Source organism: Paraburkholderia sp. BCC1884, assembly GCF_900996225.1.
Taxonomy (GTDB): domain Bacteria; phylum Pseudomonadota; class Gammaproteobacteria; order Burkholderiales; family Burkholderiaceae; genus Paraburkholderia.
The window spans coordinates 90,954-114,759 of record NZ_CAAJGL010000033.1; the positions used below are offsets into that span (position 1 = coordinate 90,954).

Sequence of the window (23,806 nt, forward strand, 5' to 3'; positions counted from 1 at the left end):
CGGCAAGGGGACGCCGGGAAGCGGGGCGTCAGCGATTCGACTCACGTCAGTTACGGTCCTTGGCTTGGTTCACGGCGTCCGGCGCGTCAATTTGGACGCGCGGACGCCGGTAGTTACTTCACTCGGGCTGTCAGAAATCCCGGTTGCTATCGAAAAAGCGGCGTACTTCGAGTTCTGCCTGTTCGCGCGTCTTGCCGTAACGTTCCTGGATCAGTCCCGCCAGTTTGTCGGCGCGTCCTTCGGCCTTCGTCAGTTCGTCGTCCGTCAGTTCGCCCCACGCTGTCTTGGCCTTCCCGACCATCTGCTTCCACTTGCCTTCCGCGATGTCGTTATTCATGTCGCATCTCCCGGGTTGAGGAAAATAAAGCCAAACTGGCCTATACCCAGACGAAGCATGGAGTGTGCCAGACACATTTACTTAAGCTTATCAATGGTTTGTCGGACGCCAGACGGGAATTTTGGGGCGCGGTCCAGGCAATTTTTAGCAGCTTGCCGGTAAAGATTTCCTCCACCATACACGGCGGCACAAAAAAGAAAAAGCGCCCAATTTGGGCGCTTTTTTTGCCATTCTTTTCGCAACGCCGTGGTTACGGCGTCGGATTCAGGCGAGCAGGGCGCTTACGCGCGGCTGCGGTACTCGTGCGTACGCGTGTCGATTTCGATTTTGTCGCCGATGCTGCAGAAAAGCGGCACTTGCAGTTCGAAACCGGTGGTCAGCTTGGCGGTCTTCAGCACCTTGCCCGACGACGTATCGCCCTTGACAGCCGGTTCCGTGTAGATGATTTCGCGGACCAGCGTGGTCGGCAGTTCGACCGAGATGGCCTTCTCGTTGTAGAACACGACTTCGCAAGCCATGCCGTCTTCGAGGTAGTGAAGGGCGTCGCCCATCATTTCGCCTTCGACTTCGAACTGGTTGTAGTCGGCGTCCATGAACACGTACATCGGGTCAGCGAAGTACGAGTACGTCACTTCCTTGCGTTCCAGCACGACGACGTCGAACTTGTCGTCGGCCTTGTAGACGCTTTCCATGCCTGCGCCCGTCAGCAGATTCTTGAACTTCATCTTGACGACGGCGGAGTTGCGGCCCGATTTGTTGTATTCGGCCTTTTGCACGACCATTGCGTCTGCGCCGATCATCACGACGTTGCCGGTGCGGAGTTCCTGTGCGGTCTTCATAAAACAGTCCTGTACGAAATTAGTAGCTTCAACTTGTGCTCAACGGCATACGGCGCAAGCGGCTTCGCCGGGCAATCCCTGCAATCCCTTGTTGTCCGTTACCTGCTCTTTACCCTCTGCGGGCGTGTCCACGAGTGGCGCCGATCGACAATCTGCGTCCCTTTTTTGACGATGCCGCTATCAGCTAGGGGAGTTGGGCGCCACTCGCGTCTTTCGATACGAGGCTGCGCCGCTGTGATCGGGCCGCGCTTGCGTCGTCGGCCGTTGGATAACCGCTTATTTTAACTGAGTTTTTGCGAACAAGGCCAGATTTCCGGCGAGGTCGCCGACTTGCGCGAGTTCGTCGGCCCATTCGGCGGCGCGCCGCTTCAGCGCTGGGTAATGGCGCTGGAATTCGCTCCAGTCGGGTTGTCCCGCGCCGTTCCAGGCGTGCCAGAAGCGCCCGAACGCGTCGCGCGCGTCGGCGGGCAGTGTGCGGGTGTAGTGGGCGAGCGCGGCGTCGAGCTTGGGCAGATGGGCGTCGTCGGCTTGCGGGTAGATGTGCCAGACGAAGGGTTGGGCGGCCCACTGGGCGCGCACGAACGAGTCTTCGCCGCGCACGAAGTTGATGTCGCTTGCCCATAACAAGGCGTCGTAGTTGGCTTGCTCGGTGAAGGCGAGTGCGTGGGCGCGCAGGCTGCCGCGCTCGGCCGTGGCGCCGGCGGCGAATCCGGGCAAGCCGAAAAAGCGTGCGATCGCGCCTGAAATGCGGCCTTCCGGCACCAGCAGCACGATCGGCCTGGCGCTGTCGCACCATTGCTGGAGAAGGCTGTCGACGGCGGGGTTTTCATACGCGAACAGCGAGACGACGGTGGCCGTGGCGGGCGGCGGCGCGTGGCCGATGCTGTTGAGCCACCACGCTTCGCGCGCCGCCGGCGAGGCTTCGAAGCTCGCGCGGGCGGCGTCGAGTTGCTGTTCCTTGAGCACGCCGCCGGTGCCCGGGCCGAGTCCGGGGAAGAAGAACGTCTTGGTGAGCGGATAGCGCGGGTGGGGCGACGGCCGCAGATGAAAATCCGCGACCCAGTCTTCGGCGCTCAGATATTCGAGGTTGAGCCACACGGGCGTGCGCTCGCGCTGCGCCATCGCCGCGACGTACACCGGCGGCAGTTCGCAGGCGAAGGCTTCGATCACGACGTCGGCCACGTCGAGCGTATCGCCCGCATGGGTCGGCTCGTGCCAGTGCTCGACGACGATCCCGGCGATTGTCTGACGGGCGAGATCCAGTGCCAGCGACGGGCACAAGCGCTGGAATGCATGCAGATCGTCGACGAACACGCGCACCTGCCAGCCGTGCTCGCTTGCGAGTTGGCGCGCCAGACGCCAGCACACGCCGATGTCGCCGAAGTTGTCGATCACCGCGCAGAAGATATCGCAGGCGATCAGGTCCGGCGCGCTGGAGGTGGATTCGGGAAGAGGCGGAACGGAGGACATGAGAGCCTGGGTCGCAGAGTCGAACAGGGGTGCGGTCTGGCGGCGGCACGGCGCGGCCGATCCGTGCGCCGCGACCGGCCGCCGTCGCTGCACGGGTCGATTCGAGCCAGCAGGGTTCGACCGCACGCGGAATGTTCTAAACTGGCGATTCTAAAGCACTCGTTCGCGCTGCGCGTGTCCGCTGCATGTCAGCGCGCGGCATGCCGAGCAAGGCTGCGAGACGCTGTCCCACCCAACTGACTCTGCATGACCGAACCCGAAGCAACCGACGTTTTCGAGCCGAAAAAAGTGCTCGTCCAATTGCCGCATTTGCCCGGCGTCTATCGTTATTACGATACGCACGGCGCGGTGCTTTACGTGGGCAAGGCGCGCGATCTCAAGAAGCGCGTGTCGAGCTATTTCACGAAGACGCAACTGTCGCCGCGTATCGCCATGATGGTGACGCGCATTGCGCGCATCGAGACGACCGTCACGCGTTCCGAGGCCGAAGCCCTGCTGCTCGAAAACAATCTGATCAAGGCGCTCGCGCCGCGTTACAACATCCTGTTTCGCGACGACAAATCGTATCCGTACCTCAAGCTGACCGGTCATCAGTTTCCGCGCATGGCGTATTACCGTGGTTCGGTGGATCGCAAGAATCAGTACTTCGGTCCGTTTCCGAGTGCGTGGGCAGTGCGCGAGAGCATCCAGATCCTGCAGCGCGTGTTCCAGTTGCGTACCTGTGAAGACTCGGTGTTCAACAATCGGACGCGGCCTTGTCTGCTGCATCAGATCGGACGCTGCACGGCGCCTTGCGTCGGTGCGATCAACCAGGAGGACTACGCACGCGACGTCGCCAATGCTTCACGATTCCTGCTCGGGCGGCAGGGCGAAGTGATGAAGGAGCTCGAGGACAAGATGCACGCCTTCGCGGGCGAGTTGAAGTTCGAACAGGCCGCGGCGGTGCGCAATCAGATGAGTTCGCTGTCGACGGTACTGCATCAGCAGGCCATCGAAGTGGGCAGCGACAGCGACGTCGATATTCTCGCGGTGGTCGCACTGGGCGGGCGCGTGTGCGTGAATCTCGCGATGGTGCGCGGCGGCCGGCATCTCGGTGACAAGGCGTATTTCCCGGCGCATGTGGAAAGCGCGTTGACGGCCGATGAAGGCGGGTTGGAGCAGGTCGACGGCGATGAAGAGGGCGATGGCGACGATGCGCTGATCGATAGCGCTTCGAAGTCGGCTTTGGCCACGCGGGTCAGCATGAGCGACGCGACCCGATCGTTCGATGCCGCCGATGCGCTCGCATTTGCGCAAGACATGCTGTCCGAAGACGAAGCGGACGAAGCGGACGAAGCGGACGACGCGGACGAAGCGGCCCCCGCGCAAGAGGCCCGCGAAGCGGAAGCGGAAGCGGAAACCGAATCCGCCAAGCCCCGCAAAGGCCGCGCGACGCGTGGCGGCATCGAGTCCGAAGTGCTCGAAGCGTTCATCGCGCAACACTACCTCGGCAATCGTGTGCCGCCGGTGCTGGTGGTCAGCCACGCGCCCTCCACGCGCGAACTGGTCGACGTGCTGATCGAGCAAGCCGGCCACAAGGTGACCGTGCTGCGTCAGCCGCAAGGCCAGCGCCGCGCGTGGCTGACGATGGCCGAACAGAACGCGCGGCTGGCGCTCGCGCGGCTGCTCTCCGAGCAAGGTTCGCAGCAAGCCCGCACGCGCGCGCTGACCGACACGCTCGGCATGGAGTGCGACGACCTCGCGCATCTGCGTATCGAATGCTTCGACATCAGCCATACGATGGGCGAGGCGACCCAGGCGTCGTGCGTGGTGTATCACCATCACAAGATGCAGTCGTCGGAATATCGCCGCTACAACATCACCGGCATCACGCCCGGCGACGATTATGCGGCGATGCGCCAGGTGCTCACGCGCCGTTACGAGAAGATGGTCGCGCAAGCCGCCGCGAACGCCGCCGACGAAGCCGCCGAATTGCAAAGCGACGCGGCAACCGCTTCGTCGCTCACGCCCGATGCCGCCGAGCCGGGCGCGGCAGGCGGCATTTTGCCGACCATCGTGCTGATCGACGGCGGCAAGGGGCAGGTCGAAATCGCGCGTCAGGTGTTCACGGAGTTGGGGCTCGACACCGGCATGCTGGTCGGCGTCGCCAAGGGCGAAGGGCGCAAGGTCGGTCTCGAAACCCTGATTTTTGCCGACGGTCGCGCGCCGCTCGAGCTCGGCAAGGAAAGCGCCGCGCTGATGCTGGTCGCGCAGATCCGCGACGAAGCGCACCGCTTTGCCATCACCGGCATGCGGGCGAAGCGCGCCAAGACGCGCCAGACCTCGCGCCTCGAAGAACTCGAAGGCGTGGGGGCGAAACGGCGTCAACGGCTGCTCGCGCGCTTCGGCGGGCTGCGTGGCGTGGTGGCGGCGAGCGTCGAGGATCTGGCGAGCGTCGAAGGGATTTCGCAGGCGCTTGCCGAACAGATTTACCGGCAGTTGCACTGACTGCCTCGGTCCGGCGACGCTGCCGGGCTGCTGAAGCAGGGCTTTGACGGCGCGTGTGGCAAGCCCCGCGCGCCGCTTTGCTTGTGGCAGGCCTTGTGACACGGCACAATTGCATCTCCCTTGCCAGACGCTGCGCCTGCCCATGCCGTTTAATTTCCCGATTTTCCTGACCTGGCTGCGGATCGTCCTGATTCCGCTCGTCGTCGGTGTGTTCTATTTGCCCGACATGATGATGAGCCCCATGCACCGTAACGTGGCGGCCGCGACGATCTTCGTGCTGGCGGCGCTGACCGACTGGTTCGACGGTTTTCTGGCGCGCAAGTGGAATCAGACGTCGGCATTCGGTGCGTTCCTCGATCCGGTCGCGGACAAGCTGATGGTGACTGCAGCCCTGCTGGTGCTCGTGCAACTGGCGCGAATCGATTCGGCGATTGCGCTGGTGATCGTCGGCCGCGAAATCGCGATCTCGGCGCTGCGCGAATGGATGGCGCAGATCGGCGCGTCGAAGAGCGTGGCGGTGAATTCGCTCGGCAAATTGAAGACCGTCTGTCAGATGGTGGCGATTCCGATGCTGCTGTTCTACGGTCCCTTGCCGTTCGGCGGCGGCGTGACAGTCGACACGCGCGTGTGGGGCTTGTGGCTGATTTATCTGGCCGCGTTCCTGACGATCTGGTCGATGCTGTACTACATGAAACTCGCGTGGCCACAGATTCGCGAGCGGGGCGGCGTGGCCTGATGGTTCAGGGCGATGCGCCGTCTCGTGCGTGTTTCAACATCGTTGATTCATGAGTGAAATCTGTTCAGTAAAAGAGATTCGCAAAAGGGGTTGACACGTTTCGGTCGATTCTCCATAATCTCGTTTCTCCGATGCACGCAGTTCTAAGCGTCGGAGGCAGTAAGAGAGCAGTTGCAGTAACAAGGCAGAAGTTAGTAGCAAAAGCAGCACAATGCGGGAGTAGCTCAGTTGGTAGAGCGCAACCTTGCCAAGGTTGAGGTCGCGAGTTCGAGCCTCGTCTCCCGCTCCAGATTTTTGAAGCACCGCGTTGTTTGGCGAAGTAAAAGTGCAGCGCGTTGTGAAGCAGGGCAATGCGGGAGTAGCTCAGTTGGTAGAGCGCAACCTTGCCAAGGTTGAGGTCGCGAGTTCGAGCCTCGTCTCCCGCTCCATACATAAGGGGAAGCAACGCTTCCCTTTTTGTTTGGTGGGTCGATCCACGTGATTGGCCGCCAGACAACCTGAGAATCTGCAGCTAGGTTCCAGAGTCCGCTTGCGGCGCGATAGCAAAGCGGTTATGCAGCGGCCTGCAAAGCCGTTTAGGCCGGTTCGACTCCGGCTCGCGCCTCCAGTAGTTGATGTAAAGAAAAGCCCCGACTCGTCGGGGCTTTTCTTTTTTCGGCGCTCCACGAGCGCCGACTCACGACTTCACACTTGCCACATCAAAAATTGATCGCCGACTTGATCGTCTGAACCGCCGCGCCGTTGAGGAAGTAATAGCTGCTCTGCGGCGTTCCACCACCGAGCGGGGCAACCTGCAGCGTCGTGCCGTCCTTGATGAGATAGGCAGCCGAGATCCCACCGTTGATCTGGTAGTAGACCCGATAGTCGGTGGTCGAGCCGCCGAGTTGTGCATTGGCGACCCACGCCCGCACACCGCCTTCGGTGAAGATCTGTCCATCGCTGAGTTGATAGGTTTTGCCGTCGGCCGTGCTCGCGTAGGGGAAGAAGCTTTCGAGTGTCGATGCCGTCGTCGAGCACGGCGTCGGCGTGGTGCCCGTGGTGGCGGGCGATACGCAATCGTACGTGAACAGTTCGTCGCCGACGGTCTGTCTCACCACCTTCGTATACGCCGCGCCAGCTTGCCAACTCGCCTGCGTGTTGTAGAGCGATTTCCCGTTCAGTGAATTCGTGATGAGCCCGAGCGGGCTATTCGCGAAGAGATCGGCTGGCGACGCAGAGACCAGACCCGTTAGCGGCACCACCGTGTAACTCGTGCCCAGGTAGGTGCGCATCACCGTCTGGCCGTCGGCAGCAAGATAGTCTTCCCGCACGTTTGGTCCCGTGTAGCTGACGCGGACCTGCGCCGGCACCGAGCTGAGATTGACAGCGCCGTTGATGACCTCGCGATAGGCGCTGGGCGTCGGCACCTTCAGCGACGCCGACAACGACGTAGTCGCGATGCTCAGCATCTGCGGACCGTTCGCCGGACTTTGCGGCAGGCTTGAATCGTCCGTGTAGAAAAGGCTGCTCGGGCTGACCGAGAGTGCGCCGCTCGACGACGTCGTGAGCGACAGGCTGCCATACACATAGTGCAGCCCGCCGTTTGCCGCGAGCGCCACGCTTTCGTAGCTCTTTTGCGTATCGCTCAGATTGGCCGCGTTGGCCGCCGACCCCGAACTCCCCGATGAACCCCCTCCGCACGCCGATAAAAGCAGTGCGGTGCCCGTCAGCGTAATGGCCCGTTCAATGACTAAACGTCTGGTCTTTTCTTTCATTTTTCTATTTTTCTCTTTCAATTTTATTTGTTGATTTTTTACTGCCGGAAATCAGACAATGACCGTTATCGATTCACCGCCGATCATATAAAGTATCCCACGCCGGTCCGATGAAAAACCGCTCTAACTACAACGATTCGACCATGAAAAAAATCATAAACTTTGCAATGTTATTAGCCGTGGCTTTGCCATTTATAGCGGCGGCGCAATCAATGCCGCCGTCCTCGGTGAAGAGCGGGGACGCGTGGACCTACGTGAATACTTACGAGAAAGCGCCGTCGGTCTGGCGTCAGACGCACGACCTGGTCACGGTCACGCGCGTCACGCCGTCCCACATCTACTACACGTCGCAACCAGTGGGCGCGACTCAGGCGCCGGCCGAAGTGATCGCGGGCGCTGACTGGAGCCGCGAGCGCAACGTAAACGGCACGGATACGGTCGTCAACCGACCGCTCGTGTTCCCGCTGTCGCCCGGCAAGAGCTGGGAAATCCAATACACGGAGCCGCATCCGAACAAGGCTTTCGCGTCGGCGAAATGGACGACGCAATATCGCGTCGTCGGCACGGAAGCCGTCGATGTGCCGGCCGGAAAATATCAGGCGATCAAGATCGAAGCCGAAGGCGATTGGGTCGCGCAACTCGAGCCGACGCAGACGGTTACGCAAGCCGTGCAAACCCAGCAAGGCGATACGGCGATGATCACGCACGCCCAGAAAATCGGTCCCGCTCAGGTGACCGGGCGCACATATAAAGCATTCTGGTATGTGCCGGAAATCGGCCGCTGGGTGAAATCGGTGGAAGAGTATTACGGCAGTAATGGCGTTCGTTCCGAGCGTTATACCAACGAACTGGAATCGTATAAACGAAGCACGGAATAAGCACGACCTATGCGATTATCGGGCCTTCGAACGCTTTATTCCGGAGGCTCGCAACGTATGCCTGGGCAGGACATCCAACGGCGCTCCCTTTGCCTGCGCGTGCTCTACGCGCTGTGCCTGTGCGGCGCCACGTGGACGCATCTGCATGCGGCATTGATTCACGGCTTATGGTGGGATTATGGCGGCGCCGCACCGCTCACGCGGGTCTACTGGACGTCGCTCCTCTTCATCGATCCGCTGACCGCTTTGCTCCTTCTCGTCGCGCCGGCAGCAGGGCTGATAATGTGCGTCGCCGTCATCGTGACGGATGTGGCGCACAATTCGTGGTTCGCGCTGCATTATCCGATTCGCGCGGACCTGTACCTTTCGCAGATCTTTTTCCTGCTGTTCGTCGCCTGCACCGTTCGCACCGCGTGGCGTGGCGTCGTGAACCGTCGAAGCGCGCTGGGCGTCAGCGGCTGAAGCACGCGCTGGCAGGTCCGCTTTCTTGCCTTATTGCCCGTCCCTACCGAGACCGCATGTACCTACAACTTACCGGCACCAACGTGCGTCTGCTCGGCTCGATGCATCTGTTTCCCGCCAGCAGCCGTAGAACGCCGCCGTGGATCGGCGAGGCTTATGACTGGGCCGAAGCGCTGGTCTTCGAATCCGATCCGCCGTCGATCCTGCCGTTTCTCACGGGCGGTGTGCAGGGCGGCGCCGATCAGCTCCAGGCTTTTCTTCCCGCCGAAGCATGGGCGCGGCTTCAGGCTGCATGGCCCATCGAAGGCCCGTTGGCGCCGCTGGCCGGATTACGTCCGTGGGCCGCGCTGATCGTCGCGCCAACGCTGTTTCAGCAAGTCGTCGAAGGCGTCGAGCCGCGCATGTTGCGCTCGGCGCTAGCCGAAACCAAGCCGTTTCGCTACCTCGAAAGCGCGCAGGAAGTGGCGGCGGCGCTCGAGACGATTCCGCTGGAAGTCGCCGGTGCGGCGCTCGCTCTATTGATGGCCGATCTCGCGGAACCGCAACGCACGCTCGAACGCATGCACGCGGCATGGCTGGAGGGCGATCTCGCGGCCGTGCAGCAGATCGCCGACGAGTCGCCGATGTTCAACCTGCCGGGCATCCGTCACGCGATTCTCGACGCACGCAATCGCGCGTGGGCCACGCGCCTGACCGAATTGCTGGCGCGGCCGGAGCGGACCCTGGTGGTGGTCGGCGCCTTGCATTTAAGCGGGCCCGGCAATCTGCTCGAATGCCTCGCGCGTCCCGTCGAACCGGTTCTGGCCGACACGTAAGCAGCGCGCTGGTGGGGGCTGCGGGTTTGTCCGGAGAACGCCGGGGCGCGCCCGCAAGCGCGCGACCCGCAGCAGCACGGCTGAGCCGCGCGAGCCCGCTGTAGCAGGAAGCCGCGTCGGGCATAATTCGCCATCGTCGCCGTGTTGGCGACGGGTTTATTTTTCGAATTTTTTCATGACCGAACCGCAGCAAAGCGCCGCCACGCGACTGGCGCAACTCGAATGGCGCTGGAAGGCGTTCGACCACCTCAGCAGCGCCGAAGTCTATGCGATGCTGGCTGCGCGCAGCGCGGTGTTCGTCGTCGAGCAGAATTGTGTGTATGGCGATATCGACGGCCTCGATACGGACGCGTGGCATCTTTTCGCGTTTGGCCCCGGCGAACAGCGACCGCCGCTCGCGGGTTATCTGCGCGTCTTGCTACCGGACGCCGACGACACCGATATCCGCATCGGCCGCGTACTCACGACGGCGGGATTCCGCGGCATCGGTCTGGGCAACGCGATGCTCGAACGCGCGCTGACGCATATCCGTGCGCAATGGCCCGACACGCCGATCCGTTTGCATGCGCAGGCGCATCTGCAAGGCTTCTACGGGGCATTCGGCTTTGCGCCGGTCTCGGAGATTCACGACGAAGACGGCATCCCGCACGTCTGGATGCGTTCGGCCTAAGCGGACGGCGACGTCGGCGCGCTCGTCGTCGATCCCTGGGCCGTCCTCGCGCGTCGTTCGTTGCGCAAGCGGCCGCGTGCCGACAGCCGCATCCAGTGACGCAGCGCGACGAGCGCACCGATCACGCTCATCATCGAACCCGGAATCCACAGCAGCAGCCCGCCGATCTGCTGATCGCGCATCGGGCTCAGCCACGTGAACGCGCGGCCGCAGATCGAGTAGATTGGATACAACTCGTGCGACGTGAAGAAGATAAACGCGCCGAGCATGATCTGCGGCGGAATCGCGGCGATCACCACGAGAACGCGTTTGCCCGGCGACAAACGCGCCGGTGGCGCGGGGCGCGGATCGAGCACGAGCCACCAGAACAGCAGGCCGTCGATCACCATGCTCCAGTTCATCACGCGATACAGCCGCCAGTCGAGCATCGCGACGAAATGAATCGGTGACATCAGCCAGAAGTAAATCAGCCCAACGAACAGCGTGACCGCGACGACCGGATGCATCACCACGTCGAGCAGCCTGCGTACGAACGGCGTGTCGAGTGCGGGTCGCACGAACCGCTGTCGCCAGCCAAACGGAATCCCGGCACGCAATGCCGCGCCCGGATACGACAGCGCAATGAAAAACGGCCCGAGGTGATGCAGCACGAGATGCTGCGCCCGATGCATGAAGAACTCATGCTCGAAGAAATAATCGAGTCGCGTGTGCAGCGCGACGTACAACCCCACCAGCCCGAACCAGAAGGAAATGCGCCGCGCGAGCGACAGCTTCGCCTTGCGCGCGCCGCGCACGAACAGGATCGCCGGCACCAGCAAGGCGATCACGACGGTCGGCGAAAACTCCCAGGGATCGAGCCAGTAGAGCAGGTTCATCGCAGCGGATTACTTGGTCTGGGCCGGCGACTTGACGGCGAACGGCGTATCGAGCGTTTCGCCGTCGGAGAACTTCAGCGTGAGATGCACGGTGTCGCCCGGTGCGATCTTGTGCTTCGCGTCCTCCAGCATGACGTGATAGCCGCCCGGCGAGATCGACGCCTGCCCGTGCGCGGGCACCGTCAGCTTGTCGACCATCACCATCTGCTGCGACGACCCGTTCGACACGGTCTGATGCAACATCGCGCCACCGTAGTCCTTGCTCGACACGTCGACGAGGTCGACCGGTTTGTCGCTCGCGTTGACGAGCGTCACGTAGCCGGCGGCGGGCAGATTGTTCGGCAGCCAGCGAACCCACGCGTCCTTGACGCTGATGGCGCCGGCGCCGGCGCCGGCCGCGTGCGCGTTCAACGCACCACCAAAAGAAAGGGCGAGGGCGCAGCTCAGTGAAGCGAACGTTTTGATCTTGATCGACATGTATAGACTCGGGAAAGGTCAGGAACGGTCATCGATGATACGACGCAGGTCTTGTGCGATCGCATCGGGCGTGTCGTGGTCGGTAGCCAGCAGGCGCGCGTGGCCCTGGCTGTCGAACACGTAGACGGCGGAGCTATGGGTGACTTCATAGTTGCCGTTGGGGTCGCGTTTTTCCATCTGATACGCAACCCGGTAACGTTTGGCAAGCGACTCGATCTGCCAGTCGGTGCCGGTCAGACCTTCGGCATGCTGCGAGTCGAAGGCGCCGACGTAATCGCGCAAAGCTTGCGGCGTGTCACGCGCGGGATCGACGGTGATGAAGAGGATCCGCACCTTCTGTGCGTCGGGGCCGAGTTTGGCGAGCACCTGCATCAGGCGTCCCATGGTTTCAGGGCACACATCGGGACAATGCGTGTAGCCAAAGTAGACGAGCGAGGTGCGGCCCTTGAACGTATCGGCTGTCACGGCGCGGCCGTCGTCGCCGGTGAGCGTCAGATCTAGGTCGGGCAGGTGGCCGGTTACATTGGTCAACTGCCACGTTTCCGTGCGATGCGTGCAGGCCGCCAGCATGGTCAGCACGCTCAGTGCCGCAACCAGCGCGAGGCGGCGCGCCGACCGCGGTTCGTGCGCCGGTGTGTCGTTTGTCCGCGGATGCCGGGGAGTGAAGGTCGGGAACAAAGCAGGGTTCAATGACTCGATTGAAGGACAGCGCACACTATGAAACGCGATTGGCGCCGCGCGGTTTGGTCTGCAAACACATGGCCCGTCATAGTGTGCAAATATGGCCGCGATGACAATGGCGCTGGTGGCAGGGACTGTATAGCAAAACTGGGGTCGACGCCGTGCGAGCCTGCGGGCGCGTGGTTTGCGGGTCAATTTGACGCAGACTGCTGTACGCCTGATGGAGCAGGATTGTTCCGCTTTTGAACGCGATCACGGCAGCCCGCACGCGCGGTGCCGCGCCTGCGTTAAAGCTTACTTTCTCGAAAATTTGAGCGTTGCGCGGTAAGATGCGCACACTTTTCCGGCCTCAGAAGGCTGAAAGGCAAAACTAACCGATGCAAGCACTTCCGGCTGTTCTGTCTCCGAGCGAGACGGCATTTTTCTTCGACTTCGACGGCACGCTGGTCGAACTCGCACCCACGCCGGACGGCGTGCTGGTGGAACCGCGCGTGATCGTGCTACTGACCGAGCTGCGCAGCCTGACCAATGGCGCGGTAGCCATCGTGTCGGGGCGTGGCATCGACAGTATCGACGCGTTTCTCGGCATGCCCGATCTGCCGATCGCCGGTCTGCACGGCGCCGAGCGGCGCGATGCGAATGGCGACACGCAGCGCATCGGCTTTCACGATGAGCGGCTGCTGCGCATGGAGCAAGTGCTTGCGCAGGTGGTCAACGACCATCCGGGCATGCTGCTCGAGATCAAGGGCGCGGCGCTCGCGCTGCACTATCGCAATGCGCCAGACCGCGAACAGGTCGCCCGTGCAGCGACCGAGCGGCTGGTGGCCGACTACCCTGGCGCCTACGTGCTGCAGCCGGGCAAGATGGTCTACGAAATCAAACCGAAGGACGTCGACAAGGGCCGCGCCATGCGGGCGTTCCTGGACGAACCGCCCTTCGTCGGCCGCAAGCCGGTATTCGCCGGCGACGATCTGACCGACGAGAAAGGCTTTGTCGTCGTCAACGAGCGCGCTGGGCTGTCGATCAAGGTCGGCGCGGGCGAGACGCTGGCGCATACGCGCGTCGACTCGGTGACGGCGCTGCTCGACTGGCTGGAATCGATTGTCGCGGCGACGCGCACCGCATGATGGCGACGCCGCGACGTTCAACATCAATCCAATACTGCATCGGGAATCGCGCTACATGGGCCGACTGATCATCGTATCGAACCGGGTAGCGCCGATCTCCGAGGGCGGCCCGGCGGCGGGCGGTCTGGCGGTCGGCGTGTACGACGCGCTGAAGGAAACCGGCGGCATGTGGTTCGGCTGGAGCGGCGACGTGCTCAGCTCGGGCCAGCCGCAGATCAAGGTCGAAGAGCGCGGGCCGGTGACGTTCGCGACCATCGCGCTGATGCGCCGCGATTACGATCAGTACTATCGCGGCTTCTCGAACGCAACGCTATGGCCCGCATTCCACTATCGCGCCGACCTGGTGCAATACGACCGGCACGATTTCGAAGGCTATTGCCGGGTCAACGCATGGCTCGCGCAGCAACTCGTGCCGCTGCTGCGTGACGACGACGTGATCTGGGTACACGACTATCACCTGATTCCGTTCGCGCAAGCGCTGCGTGCAGCCGGCGTGAAGAACCGGATCGGCTTCTTCCTGCATATTCCGTTTCCGGCTTCGCAAGTGTTGCTGGCGGTGCCTCCGCATCGCCAGCTGGTCGAAGCGCTCTGTTCGTTCGATCTGCTCGGTTTCCAGACGTCGCCGGATCTGCGCGCGTTCTGCGACTACATCGTCAACGAGGCGAACGGTTCGGTGGACGCTGCGGCCAACGGCCCGCTGACCCTCCACGCATTCGGCCGCAGCTTGCGCGCGGCGGCATATCCGATCGGCGTCTATCCGGATGAGATCGCCGAGCTGGCTAAAGCGGGCGAGCGCGGCAAGCCGGTGCGCACCATGAAGGCGACGCTGCACTCGCGCAAGCTGATCATGAGCGTCGACCGTCTCGATTATTCAAAGGGACTGGTGGAGCGGTTTCGCGCCTTCGAGCGCCTGCTCGAACAGGCGAGCGCGCAGCGCAACAAGGTGTCGTTCCTGCAGATCGCACCGCCGACGCGCGCCGATATGCACGCTTATCAGGACATCCGCCTGCAGCTCGAAGGGGAGTCGGGGCGTATCAACGGACGCTTTGCCGAACTCGACTGGACGCCGATTCTCTACATCCATAAACAGTACGAGCGCTCGGTGCTGGCCGCGCTGTTTCGCACGGCGCACGTGGGCTATGTCACGCCTTTGCGCGACGGCATGAACCTCGTCGCCAAGGAGTATGTCTCGGCGCAGGATCCGGAGAATCCAGGCGTGCTGGTGTTGTCGCGGTTTGCGGGCGCGGCGCAGGAACTGGACGGCGCGTTGATCGTCAATCCGGTCGATATCGACGGCATGGCCGAGGCGCTGGCGAGGGCGCTGGAGATGCCGCTGGCGGAGCGTCAGGCGCGTTATCGCGACATGATGGTGCAGCTGCGCGCAAACAATGTGTCGGTGTGGCGCGATAACTTCATGCGCGATTTGCAGGGGATTACTGCGACGAAGAACGCTAAAAGCGGGAAGGGGCGGGCTGCGTCGTCCGGGAAGAAGGCGGCGCGGGAAACGCTGGCGGGCTAGTTTATCGGGCCGGCTGCGACTCTGTGCGAAGCACCCGCCGATAAAAAAGGCCGCTCTGTCGAGCGGCCTTTTTATTTGCGTGTGGCTAGTTTCAAACGACGTGCTGTTCGTCCACCTTCTTGCCGCCGACATGCAACGTCGTCCCCTTACCGTACTGCTTCGAAAGCAGATCGCGATACAGGCCCGGACGTTGACGCAATTCTTCCGGGCTGCCGTCGTCGATCACCTTGCCGGCGCTCATCACGATGATCCGGTCGAAGTTGTTCAGCGTCGACAGACGGTGCGCGATCGCGACCACCGTGCGACCGACCATCAGTCGGTCGAGCGCCTTCTGGATCGCTTCTTCCGACGCGCTGTCCAGCGCCGAGGTCGCTTCGTCGAGCAGCAGGATCGGCGCGTTCTTCAGAATCGCACGTGCAATCGCAATCCGCTGACGTTGACCGCCCGAGAGCTTCACGCCGCGATCGCCGACGATCGTGTCGTACCCTTCCGGCATGGCTTCGATGAAGTCGGCGCAACGCGCTTCGCGAGCGGCGGCGAGCACTTCGTCGCGGGTCGCTTCGGGGCGGCCGTAGGCGATGTTCTCGTACACCGAGCGATGGAACAGCGAAATATCCTGCGGCACCAGCGCGATCGAATGACGCAAGCTGTCCTGCGTGACCGTGGCGATGTCCTGGCCGTCGATCCTGATTGCGCCGCCCTGGGTCTCGTAGAAACGCTGTAGCAGCGCCAGCACGGTGGATTTGCCGGCCCCCGACTTGCCGATCAGGCCGACGCGCTGGCCCGGTTCGATATGCAGGTCGAAGTGATCGAGAATCGGCCGGCGGCGCGGGTAGGCAAACGTGACGCTTTCGAAGTCGATCCGGCCGCCTTGCGGCACCAGCTCGGTCGCGCCGTCTCGATCCGGCATGCCATGCGGCTCGAGCAGCGTGCGCACGGCTTCGGCGAGTCGTGCCACGTGCTGGGTGACGTCGACGAGCGCCACGGCCAGATCGCGCGTGCCGTGCAGGATCGTGAAGCCGAGCGAACTGACCAGCACGATGTCGCCCGAGGTCGCCTTGCCCTGATCCCACAGCCACAGCGCCCAGCCCAGCAAACCCGCCGACAGCAGCGCGGTGATCACCGCGTGCAACAGACGCAGCTTTTCCAGATACAGCAGGCTCTGCTGGCGCGCGTCCATCTCCGCCTTGACCGTCGCGCCAAACCGTTGCTGTTCGCGGAAGGTCATGCCGAACGCGCGCACGAGGCCCATATTGCTGATCACATCGACCAGCTCGCCGTCGACGGAGGCCGCCTTGGTCGCGAAATGATGGTGGCGAGCCGAGCCGCGCCCGGCCAGTTTGTACAGCACGACCGAGAGAATCGCCGAGCACAGCATCAGGCCGCCGGCCATCAGCGGATTGACCGCGATGATCATGACGATCGCGCCGAGCACCGCGATGCAAGGCGGCAGCACGTTCCAGGCCGTGGTGTTTTCGGCGGTGTAGACGGCGTTCGAGGTCGCGGTGATCCGGCTGGCGAGCATGCCGGGCTGTTTCTCGGAGTAATAAGTCGGCGAGTGGCCGCTGAGATACTGGAACAGGTCGCGCCGTAGATCCCCCGTCACGGCGACGAAGGTATGCGCGGCCACCCATCCGCCGATCCGCCACAGCAGGTTGTCGGCGGCGATCAGGCCGACCAGGATGGCGAACGCGCCCCACAGCGGGCCGGGATGATGCCGGCCTTCGCCGAGCACGTCGATCAGATGCTTGATCGCGTATTGCGAAGCGAGCGCACAACCCACGGCCGCAAACACGCTGCACAACACGATCGCATGGGCAAGCGGGTGGCGGCGGATAAAGCGGAAAAGAAACGCGAGCGGCCGGTGCGCATAGCTGGCGAGCTTTGCGTTCTGGGCATTACGCTGGGCGATGGTTAAGTGTTCCAATTGATCGTGAGGTCGATGAGATTCGGGTTGTGCATGCAAAGCGCGGGCCACACAGGCATGGCGCCCCGCGAAGCCGATGCTTCGCATTGTAAACATGCAAAAGCGATTGCGCCCTGTGTATCCGGGCGATGGCGCGATTCAATTCGCGATAGACCTCCGCGACCTACAGTTCCTGGACCCGTCGACGGGTCGGTGGTTCACCCAGGTGGCGGAATATTTCAGGATATAATTACAAATTGCATTCAACTGCGCTGCGGCATTTCTTCAATGCGTACCGGCAAAGTTGACGCAAGTGCTTACCGATGCCGCGGTGCCGCAATCGCCGCGAACCAGTTGCCACTGTAGAACTGTCTTAGAAAACAAGGGTTTGCAAAGTGTTTCGCCCTTGTAACAACGTAAAGACTTTGAAATGGTGTGGTGCAGCGAGGCTCCCGGCATCGATAATGCATGCACCGTATGCCCAACGAAATTTCTGACAGTTTGTCAACGTAGCTGCGGCGTGTGCGTTTTATTGCACATGCGCAGACGGCGACAGCCGGTCTGGGCTCCATACCCCAAGCGATCCATCGCAGGATTTCTCGAAAGAATCAGGCCCGTGCCGGCATGTCCGGCCAGACTGCCCTGGCGAGCAAGCGAGTCGCTTTTACCAAACGCAGTATCTTTGCCTGATTTTTTACGAGGAGTTTTTCATATGCGAATCGCTCAAATCGCTCCGTTGCACGAGGCGGTTCCTCCCAAGCTGTATGGCGGGACGGAACGCGTGGTGTCCTATCTGACCGAAGCGCTGGTCGAGCAGGGCCATGACGTCACGCTCTTCGCGAGCGGCGATTCCATTACCTCGGCAAAGCTCGAAGCCTTCTGGCCGCAGGCGCTGCGCCTCGACCCGACCATCCGCGACGTGATGGCCCCGCACATGCTGCTGCTGGAAGAAGTGCGCCGCCGCGCGGACGAATTCGACGTGCTGCATTTCCACATCGATTACTACCCGTTCTCGCTGTTCGCGCGTCAGCCGGTGCCGTTTCTGACCACGCTGCACGGTCGTCTCGATCTGCCGGAACTGCAGCCGATCTTCAACACGTTCAGCGACGTGCCGGTGGTGTCGATTTCGGACAACCAGCGTATTCCGCTGCAACAGGCGAACTGGCTGCAAACCGTGTATCACGGCCTGCCGGAAGACGTGCTCACGCCGATCCCCAACGTCGAGCCGGGCTACCTCGCTTTCCTCGGCCGCGTCTCGCCGGAGAAGGGCCTCGACCGCGCGATCCGTATCGCCGGGCAGGCAGGTATGAAGCTCAAGGTTGCCGCGAAGATCGACAAGGCCGACCGCGCCTATTACGAAGAAGTGATCAAGCCGCTGATGGCGCTCCCGCACGTCGAGTACATCGGCGAAATCGGCGAAACCGAAAAGCGTGAGTTCCTCGGCAACGCGCATGCGCTGGTGTTCCCGATCGACTGGCCGGAGCCGTTCGGTCTGGTCATGATCGAAGCGATGGCGTGCGGTACCCCGGCGATCGCGTTCAACCGCGGTTCGGTGCCGGAAGTGATCGAAAACGGCGTGTCGGGCTTCGTCGTCGAAGACGAAATCAGCGCGGTCGCCGCCGTCAAGCGTCTGCACACGCTGTCGCGCGCCGGTGTGCGCAAGGCATTCGAATCGCGCTTCTCGTCGAAGGTGATGGCGAAGAACTACGTCGCCACCTACGAAGAGCTGCTGCGTCAGAAGCATCGTACGGTGCTGCGTGAAGTCAACGCGAGCTGAAATTCGAAGCAGTCCGGCCGGGTAAGAGCGCTTTCGGGCACTCTCGCGACGGCCACACAACGCCCCGTGCGCCGCGCGCTCACGGGGCGTTGTTGCATGCGCGCCGCGTTTTTTGGATTGATCGGTGGAAAGTGCGGGTTTCGACCGGCCGGAATGAGCCACCCTCCGTAATATCCCTATAATGGCCGTGCCGCAAATTTGGCTGCGGCGACGCCGACGACAGGAGGATGCCTTGGCGAGAACGAAAGAGACGCGTGCGAACGCGGCGCCCGGCGCCGGAACGATTTTCGCGTTGCGCGCCATCGGTCTCGTGCTCCTCGCCCGCTGGCTATTTTCGATGGCGCAGATGGACCTGGGCGCTGCGCTGTCGGCCATGGTGTCGTCGCCCTGGGCGTGCGTCAACCTGGTATTCCTGTTTCTGCTGATTTTCCTGCCTGGCGCGCGCGCTATGGCCGAGCGTCCGTTTCATCCGCTGCCGCAATGGCTGCGGCAGGCGCTGCGGCTCTTTGCTTTCCTCGGATTTCTGTTTGCCGTCTGGTCGATCGGCGCCTTTGCGGCGAGCGCGGGCTGGCGGCGCGCGGCGCAAGCGGTGGCGGCCACCAACGGCTGGCTGCTGGCCGCGCCGGCGCTGTATGCCGCGGTCATGTGGATCTGCCGCCCGCGCGCGCTGTGGCGTACCAATATTGCTGCGCGCCGGTTTGCGATCGGCCGTTACGCGATGGCGCTCGATCCGGTCACGCGCACGGCGATCGTATGGGCGGAGCGTCGCAAGGTGGGGCAGTACGATGCGCGCGAACTATCCGTGCGATGGGCGCTCGGGCAAGCGATGCCCGCTGCGCCGACGCCCACTCCGGTAGTCGCGTTCAGCGGCGTCGGTGAGGCGGGCGTGGCGCGTGCATCGCAAGGCTCGGCAACGGCGCCGGCTTTGGCGCACGGCGCGTTCAGGCGCCGGCAGAAAATCGAATTGCTTTGGGATTCGCCGGCCGCGGCAGGTCACAACCGGCAAACCGTATTTCGCGCCGCGTTGACCAGCGAAGGCGATCGGGCCGCCGCGCGTGCACTCGACACCTCATTGCAGCAGGTCTGAATCGTCGGCTTGGTGCAGTCGGCCACGCACCGCGCGGCCAAAGCAGTCTTCGTAGATTGAGCCTTAGCCGATAATGAAGTCATGGCGCCCGCCGCAAGAAGACGGGGCTTGGACGTACATCGATCGTGTCGCGTCGTTCGCAGGAGTCGCTATGCTGGTTCGCTGGTTGCTTGCCGCCGTCCATCTGCTTGCGTTTGGTTTTGCGCTCGCGTCGATTCTCCGGCGCACCTGGGCGCTGCGCCGCGCCACCGTGCCCGCTGCTTTGCGATCCGTGTTTCGTGCGGATACCGGTTGGGGGTTGTCGGCTCTGGTACTGATCGTCACCGGTCTGATGCGCGCTTTCGGCGGTTATGAAAAGGGCGCGGACTACTATCTCCATGAGCCGCTCTTTCACTTGAAGATGACGCTGCTGGTCGTGATCCTCGTGCTCGAAGTGCCGTCGATGCTCGCGTTGATGCGCTGGCGCGCGTCGCTCAGAAAAGGCACGCCGCCAGATCTGCACAAGGCGCGTTCGTACGCACGCTTCAGCGTGATTCAGACGATCTTGCTGGTACTAATGGTATTCGCCGCCACGGGCATGGCGCGTGGGGTGGGATTGCCGGCGGGCGTGGTGTAGCCGTAGCCGGTGTAGTCAGGCGGACGTGGCTCAGTGTGTGGGAGGCGCCGTGTTCCGGCGCCTCCCACACTCCACTTACCCCGCGTCTCGATACGGCTTACTTGCCCACAAGCAGGCTGGACTCATCCGTTCGGCCCACCTTTGCGCGAGTCGTCTCGCTGGCCAGGTCCGGCTTCTCCAGTCCCTTGATGAGCTCCAGCGCCTGACGTTCGAACAACCGCCGATACAGGCCGTTTTCGAGCTTGATCAGCGCGTCGTGACTGCCTTCCTCGATGACCTTGCCCTTGTCCAGTACCAGCAGCCTGTCGAGCGCGCGCACGGTCGACAGACGATGCGCCACCACCAGCGTGGTGCGGCCCATCATCAGGCGTTCCATGGCCTGCTGGATCAGCACTTCGCTCTCGCTGTCGAGGCTCGACGTCGCCTCGTCCAGAATCAGGATCGGCGCGTCCGCGAGGAACGCGCGCGCGATCGCCACACGTTGACGCTCGCCGCCCGAAAGCTTGACGCCGCGTTCGCCCACCAGCGTGTCGTAGCCGTTGGGCAGCGCCGCGATGAAGTCGTGCGCGCTGGCCAGTTGCGCCGCGCGTTCGATCTCGGCGCGGCTTGCGCCCGGTCGGGCGTACGCGATGTTCTCCGCGAGCGAACGGTGAAACAGCACCGGCTCCTGCTGCACGATCGCGATCTGGCCGCGCAACGACGCTTGCCGCACACGGGCGATGTCCTGACCGTCGATCGTGATCCGGCCTTCAGAAATGTCGTACAGGCGCTGGATCAGCTTGATGAAGGTCGTTTTCCCCGAGCCCGAATGTCCCACCAGGCCAACGCGTTCCCCAGGCGCGATCCGCACCGAGAAGTTCTCGTAGAGCGGCCTGCCGCTCGCGCCGTAATGGAACGTGACGTGCTCGAAGCGGATCTCGCCTTTGCCGATCGCGATCGGACCTGCGTCGACGCGATCTTCGATCCCGAGCGGCTGCCGGTTCAGCGACACCAGTTCCTCCATGTCGTTGACCGAGCGCTGCAGGTTGCGGATGTGCATGCCGACGTCGCGCAAGTAGCCTTGCAGCATGAAGAACATGGTCAGTGCGAACGTGATGTCGCCGACGCTCGCTTCGCCGCGCGCCCACAACAACAACGCGGAGCCGAGAATCGCGGCCTGAATCGCCACCAGCATGCCGCCCTGGACGCCGCCGTTGATCGTGCCGCGCTGCCAGGTGCGGCGTGTGCGCTGACGCCACTTGTCGATCACGCGCGCGAGCAGGGCTTCTTCGCGCTCTTCGGCGCCGAACGCCTTCACCACGCCGTTGCAGCTGACCGCGTCGGCGAGTGCGCCGCCCATGCGCGTGTCCCATGCATTAGCGAGGCGTGCGGCAGGCGCGACGAAGCCGAGCGACATCGCCACGGTTACCGCGATATACAGCAGCGAGCCGATGCCGACGACGGCGCCCATCAGCGGCCAGCGCCAGCCGAGCAGCACCGTTGCGCCGCCCAGCATGACGAGCGACGGCAGTAGCGCGATCAGCAGCGTGTCGTTGAGCAGGTCGAGCGCCCACATGCCGCGCGTGATCTTGCGCACCGTGGAACCCGCGAAGCTGTTGGCGTGCCAGTCGGTCGAAAAGCGTTGCACGCGATGAAACGCGTTGGCTGCGATCTCGCTCATCATCTCGAGCGTGAGCCGGATGATGTTGAAATACACGCCTTGCCGCAGCAAAGTCGCGCCGAGGCCGAGCGCCGCGAGCACGCAGAAGGCCGTGACGGCCGCGTGCCACGCGACGGCGTCGCCCGCCGAGCCGGAGGCGATGGCGTCGACGAGGTGCCCGGCGAACATCGGCGTGAGCACGTCAGCCAAAGCGGCGAGCAACACCAGCGCGGTGATGACGCAAACGCGCCAGGGCTGTTGCGCCCAATGAAGGAAGGTAAAGCCAAGGACGTCCTTGAAGGCTTGTCCGCGAAAGTCGAGTTTTTTTCTGGTCATTTGCCACGACCCGGCGACGCGTGAACGTGCCGAGGTTCCAGTCAGGAGCGAAAGGACGAGACAGTTAAACCGCGCCGCAAAGAATCGGCGATGGGACTACAAACTGTCTGGAATTTGCGCGAAACGCCTGTTCAGGCAGAACCGCGTAAGCGATGAAACAACGACGATAACGACGTTACGGTCGGAGGTACGATCGCGAGACCATGCCGGGGAAAGCGATGTGCACTGCGAACATGTGACGCCTCCCTTGTGGTCGATTGAAGTGGAGCAAATAGACGGGGCGAATGCCCGAAGACCCACTATATCAGCAGTATTTCGCGCCCGCAATCGTACGAAGTTTCGTTCTTGACGCTGCAACGCGAGGATGCGAGCAACAAAATAGAAAAGGGCTTACGCATTGCTGCGTAAGCCCTTTATTCTTCGGTGATCGACACACCAAAATTCTGGTGGGTAGTACTGGGATCGAACCAGTGACCCCTGCCGTGTGAAGGCAGTGCTCTACCGCTGAGCTAACCACCCGAAGAGAGCCGAATTATGTCAGCAATTTTCGGGCTCGTCCAGTATTTTTTAAGCGGTTTGCTCATCCGCAGTCGGTGCCGGTTCGAGTCGCCAGACGCTGGTGCCCTTGACCGCTTTGTCGAGTCCGTCGAGCACGGCCTGGTGCGCGGCGAGTTCGTCGTCGCTCGCGACAAGCACGACCAGATCCAGCGACTCGAGCGCGATCCGCGGCGTATTCGCATCGCCACCGCCATGCGATTCGCCGAGCATGTCGATGACCAGGCTCTCCTGGCCACGCGTCATCGCCAGATAAACTTCAGCGAGCAGTTCCGAGTCGAGCAGTGCACCGTGCAGCGTGCGGTGTGCATTGCTGACGCCGAAGCGGTCGCACAGCGCATCGAGCGAGTTGCGCTTGCCGGGGAACATCTGCTTCGCGCGCGCAAGCGTGTCGATGATCTCGCCGCAATACGTTTTGACCGGCGGCAAACCTAGCAGCGCGAATTCGGCGTCGAGAAAGCCGATGTCGAACGGCGCGTTATGAATGATCAGTTCCGCGTCCTGGATGAAGTCGCGAATCTGATCGGCGATCTCGGCGAACTTCGGCTTGTCGCTCAGGAATTCGGTGGTCAGTCCGTGCACCGCCAATGCGCCCGGATCGCTGTCGCGTTCCGGATTGATGTAGAAATGCAGGTTGTTGCCCGTGAGCCGGCGGTTCACCATTTCGACGCAACCGAGTTCGAGAATCCGGTCGCCCGTGCGGGCATTCAGGCCGGTGGTTTCGGTATCGAGGATGAGTTGACGCATGTCGGATTAGCCTGCT

Annotated in this window: 21 protein-coding genes and 4 tRNA genes; 14 read left to right on the forward strand and 11 right to left on the reverse strand. The window is 62.7% G+C overall.

Annotated elements, in window-relative coordinates; genetic code table 11:
• Nucleotides 1-130: 130 nt before the first annotated feature.
• The 3 genes from FQ705_RS02470 to earP all read right to left on the reverse strand — a co-directional run bounded on the left by FQ705_RS02470 (nt 131) and on the right by earP (nt 2,646).
• On the reverse strand, nt 131-337 hold the full coding sequence (locus FQ705_RS02470; RefSeq protein ID WP_062127806.1) for a CsbD family protein: 207 nt from the start codon (nt 335-337) through the stop codon (nt 131-133).
• Between the two features lie 281 nt (nt 338-618).
• Entirely contained in the window at nt 619-1,176 is a 558-nt protein-coding gene (gene efp / locus FQ705_RS02475; protein ID WP_144137874.1) for an elongation factor P, read from the reverse strand.
• Nucleotides 1,177-1,452: 276 nt separating this feature from the next.
• Entirely contained in the window at nt 1,453-2,646 is a 1,194-nt protein-coding gene (earP, locus tag FQ705_RS02480; protein WP_144137875.1) for an elongation factor P maturation arginine rhamnosyltransferase EarP, read from the reverse strand.
• Between the two features lie 246 nt (nt 2,647-2,892).
• Here earP and uvrC point away from each other — a divergent pair, with 246 nt between their 5' ends.
• The 5 genes from uvrC (at nt 2,893) to FQ705_RS02505 (ending at nt 6,476) form a co-directional block, all read left to right on the forward strand.
• Nucleotides 2,893-5,133 (forward strand): excinuclease ABC subunit UvrC, encoded by a 2,241-nt coding sequence (gene uvrC, locus FQ705_RS02485; RefSeq protein ID WP_144137876.1) that lies wholly within the window; start codon nt 2,893-2,895, stop codon nt 5,131-5,133.
• Nucleotides 5,134-5,275: 142 nt separating this feature from the next.
• A complete protein-coding gene (pgsA, locus tag FQ705_RS02490) occupies nt 5,276-5,869 on the forward strand; it encodes a CDP-diacylglycerol--glycerol-3-phosphate 3-phosphatidyltransferase (RefSeq protein WP_144137877.1) in 594 nt (197 codons plus the stop codon).
• A 213-nt stretch (nt 5,870-6,082) separates the two neighbouring features.
• A tRNA-Gly gene (locus FQ705_RS02495) sits at nt 6,083-6,158 on the forward strand.
• A 63-nt stretch (nt 6,159-6,221) separates the two neighbouring features.
• Nucleotides 6,222-6,297, forward strand: a tRNA-Gly gene (locus tag FQ705_RS02500).
• 105 nt (nt 6,298-6,402) lie between these two features.
• Nucleotides 6,403-6,476, forward strand: a tRNA-Cys gene (locus FQ705_RS02505).
• A gap of 91 nt (nt 6,477-6,567) precedes the next feature.
• Here the strand turns inward: FQ705_RS02505 and FQ705_RS02510 are convergent.
• Nucleotides 6,568-7,623 (reverse strand): hypothetical protein, encoded by a 1,056-nt coding sequence (locus FQ705_RS02510; protein WP_144137878.1) that lies wholly within the window; start codon nt 7,621-7,623, stop codon nt 6,568-6,570.
• 212 nt (nt 7,624-7,835) lie between these two features.
• Here FQ705_RS02510 and FQ705_RS02515 point away from each other — a divergent pair, with 212 nt between their 5' ends.
• The 4 genes from FQ705_RS02515 (at nt 7,836) to FQ705_RS02530 (ending at nt 10,448) form a co-directional block, all read left to right on the forward strand.
• Nucleotides 7,836-8,501 (forward strand): hypothetical protein, encoded by a 666-nt coding sequence (locus tag FQ705_RS02515; RefSeq protein WP_260854372.1) that lies wholly within the window; start codon nt 7,836-7,838, stop codon nt 8,499-8,501.
• Between the two features lie 57 nt (nt 8,502-8,558).
• Entirely contained in the window at nt 8,559-8,963 is a 405-nt protein-coding gene (locus FQ705_RS02520; protein WP_144137880.1) for a hypothetical protein, read from the forward strand.
• A 56-nt stretch (nt 8,964-9,019) separates the two neighbouring features.
• Nucleotides 9,020-9,778: a TraB/GumN family protein gene (locus tag FQ705_RS02525; protein ID WP_144137881.1), complete on the forward strand. Its 759-nt coding sequence runs from the start codon at nt 9,020-9,022 to the stop codon at nt 9,776-9,778.
• A 175-nt stretch (nt 9,779-9,953) separates the two neighbouring features.
• The gene (locus FQ705_RS02530; RefSeq protein WP_144137882.1) at nt 9,954-10,448 is read left to right on the forward strand and encodes a GNAT family N-acetyltransferase; all 495 of its coding nucleotides are present in this window, start codon (nt 9,954-9,956) and stop codon (nt 10,446-10,448) included.
• Here FQ705_RS02530 and FQ705_RS02535 read toward each other — a convergent pair.
• From FQ705_RS02535 to FQ705_RS02545, 3 genes are read right to left on the reverse strand one after another with little or no spacing between them, the layout of a single operon-like run.
• Nucleotides 10,445-11,323, reverse strand: a complete 879-nt coding sequence (locus FQ705_RS02535; protein ID WP_144137883.1) for a cytochrome c oxidase assembly protein — start codon at nt 11,321-11,323, stop codon at nt 10,445-10,447. The genes FQ705_RS02530 and FQ705_RS02535 overlap by 4 nt on opposite strands.
• Before the next feature lie 9 nt (nt 11,324-11,332).
• Complete coding sequence (locus tag FQ705_RS02540; RefSeq protein WP_144137884.1) at nt 11,333-11,800, reverse strand: copper chaperone PCu(A)C; 468 nt, start codon at nt 11,798-11,800, stop codon at nt 11,333-11,335.
• Nucleotides 11,801-11,818: 18 nt separating this feature from the next.
• Nucleotides 11,819-12,370: an SCO family protein gene (locus FQ705_RS02545; protein WP_260854376.1), complete on the reverse strand. Its 552-nt coding sequence runs from the start codon at nt 12,368-12,370 to the stop codon at nt 11,819-11,821.
• A 488-nt stretch (nt 12,371-12,858) separates the two neighbouring features.
• Between FQ705_RS02545 and otsB the strand changes: the two genes are divergently transcribed.
• Together otsB and otsA are read left to right on the forward strand one after the other, a co-directional pair.
• Nucleotides 12,859-13,608 carry a trehalose-phosphatase gene (gene otsB / locus FQ705_RS02550; protein ID WP_144137885.1) on the forward strand — a complete coding sequence of 250 codons (750 nt, stop codon included), beginning with the start codon at nt 12,859-12,861 and terminating at the stop codon, nt 13,606-13,608.
• Nucleotides 13,609-13,663: 55 nt separating this feature from the next.
• Complete coding sequence (gene otsA, locus FQ705_RS02555; RefSeq protein ID WP_144137886.1) at nt 13,664-15,127, forward strand: alpha,alpha-trehalose-phosphate synthase (UDP-forming); 1,464 nt, start codon at nt 13,664-13,666, stop codon at nt 15,125-15,127.
• Between the two features lie 91 nt (nt 15,128-15,218).
• Here otsA and FQ705_RS02560 read toward each other — a convergent pair whose 3' ends face one another.
• Complete coding sequence (locus tag FQ705_RS02560; protein ID WP_144137887.1) at nt 15,219-17,054, reverse strand: ABC transporter ATP-binding protein; 1,836 nt, start codon at nt 17,052-17,054, stop codon at nt 15,219-15,221.
• Nucleotides 17,055-17,745: 691 nt separating this feature from the next.
• Here FQ705_RS02560 and FQ705_RS02565 point away from each other — a divergent pair.
• The 3 genes from FQ705_RS02565 (at nt 17,746) to FQ705_RS02575 (ending at nt 20,513) form a co-directional block, all read left to right on the forward strand.
• Nucleotides 17,746-18,810 (forward strand): glycosyltransferase family 4 protein, encoded by a 1,065-nt coding sequence (locus FQ705_RS02565; RefSeq protein WP_144137888.1) that lies wholly within the window; start codon nt 17,746-17,748, stop codon nt 18,808-18,810.
• Between the two features lie 232 nt (nt 18,811-19,042).
• A complete protein-coding gene (locus tag FQ705_RS02570; RefSeq protein WP_144137889.1) occupies nt 19,043-19,897 on the forward strand; it encodes a hypothetical protein in 855 nt (284 codons plus the stop codon).
• Between the two features lie 151 nt (nt 19,898-20,048).
• Nucleotides 20,049-20,513, forward strand: coding sequence for a DUF2214 family protein (locus FQ705_RS02575; RefSeq protein ID WP_144137890.1), 465 nt, complete (start codon nt 20,049-20,051; stop codon nt 20,511-20,513).
• A gap of 97 nt (nt 20,514-20,610) precedes the next feature.
• Here the strand turns inward: FQ705_RS02575 and FQ705_RS02580 are convergent, their stop codons facing one another.
• From FQ705_RS02580 to dnaQ, 3 genes are all read right to left on the reverse strand, one after another.
• Complete coding sequence (locus FQ705_RS02580; RefSeq protein ID WP_144137891.1) at nt 20,611-22,488, reverse strand: ABC transporter ATP-binding protein; 1,878 nt, start codon at nt 22,486-22,488, stop codon at nt 20,611-20,613.
• Nucleotides 22,489-22,932: 444 nt separating this feature from the next.
• A tRNA-Val gene (locus FQ705_RS02585) sits at nt 22,933-23,007 on the reverse strand.
• 48 nt (nt 23,008-23,055) lie between these two features.
• Complete coding sequence (gene dnaQ / locus FQ705_RS02590) at nt 23,056-23,790, reverse strand: DNA polymerase III subunit epsilon (RefSeq protein ID WP_144137892.1); 735 nt, start codon at nt 23,788-23,790, stop codon at nt 23,056-23,058.
• Nucleotides 23,791-23,806: the final 16 nt, after the last annotated feature.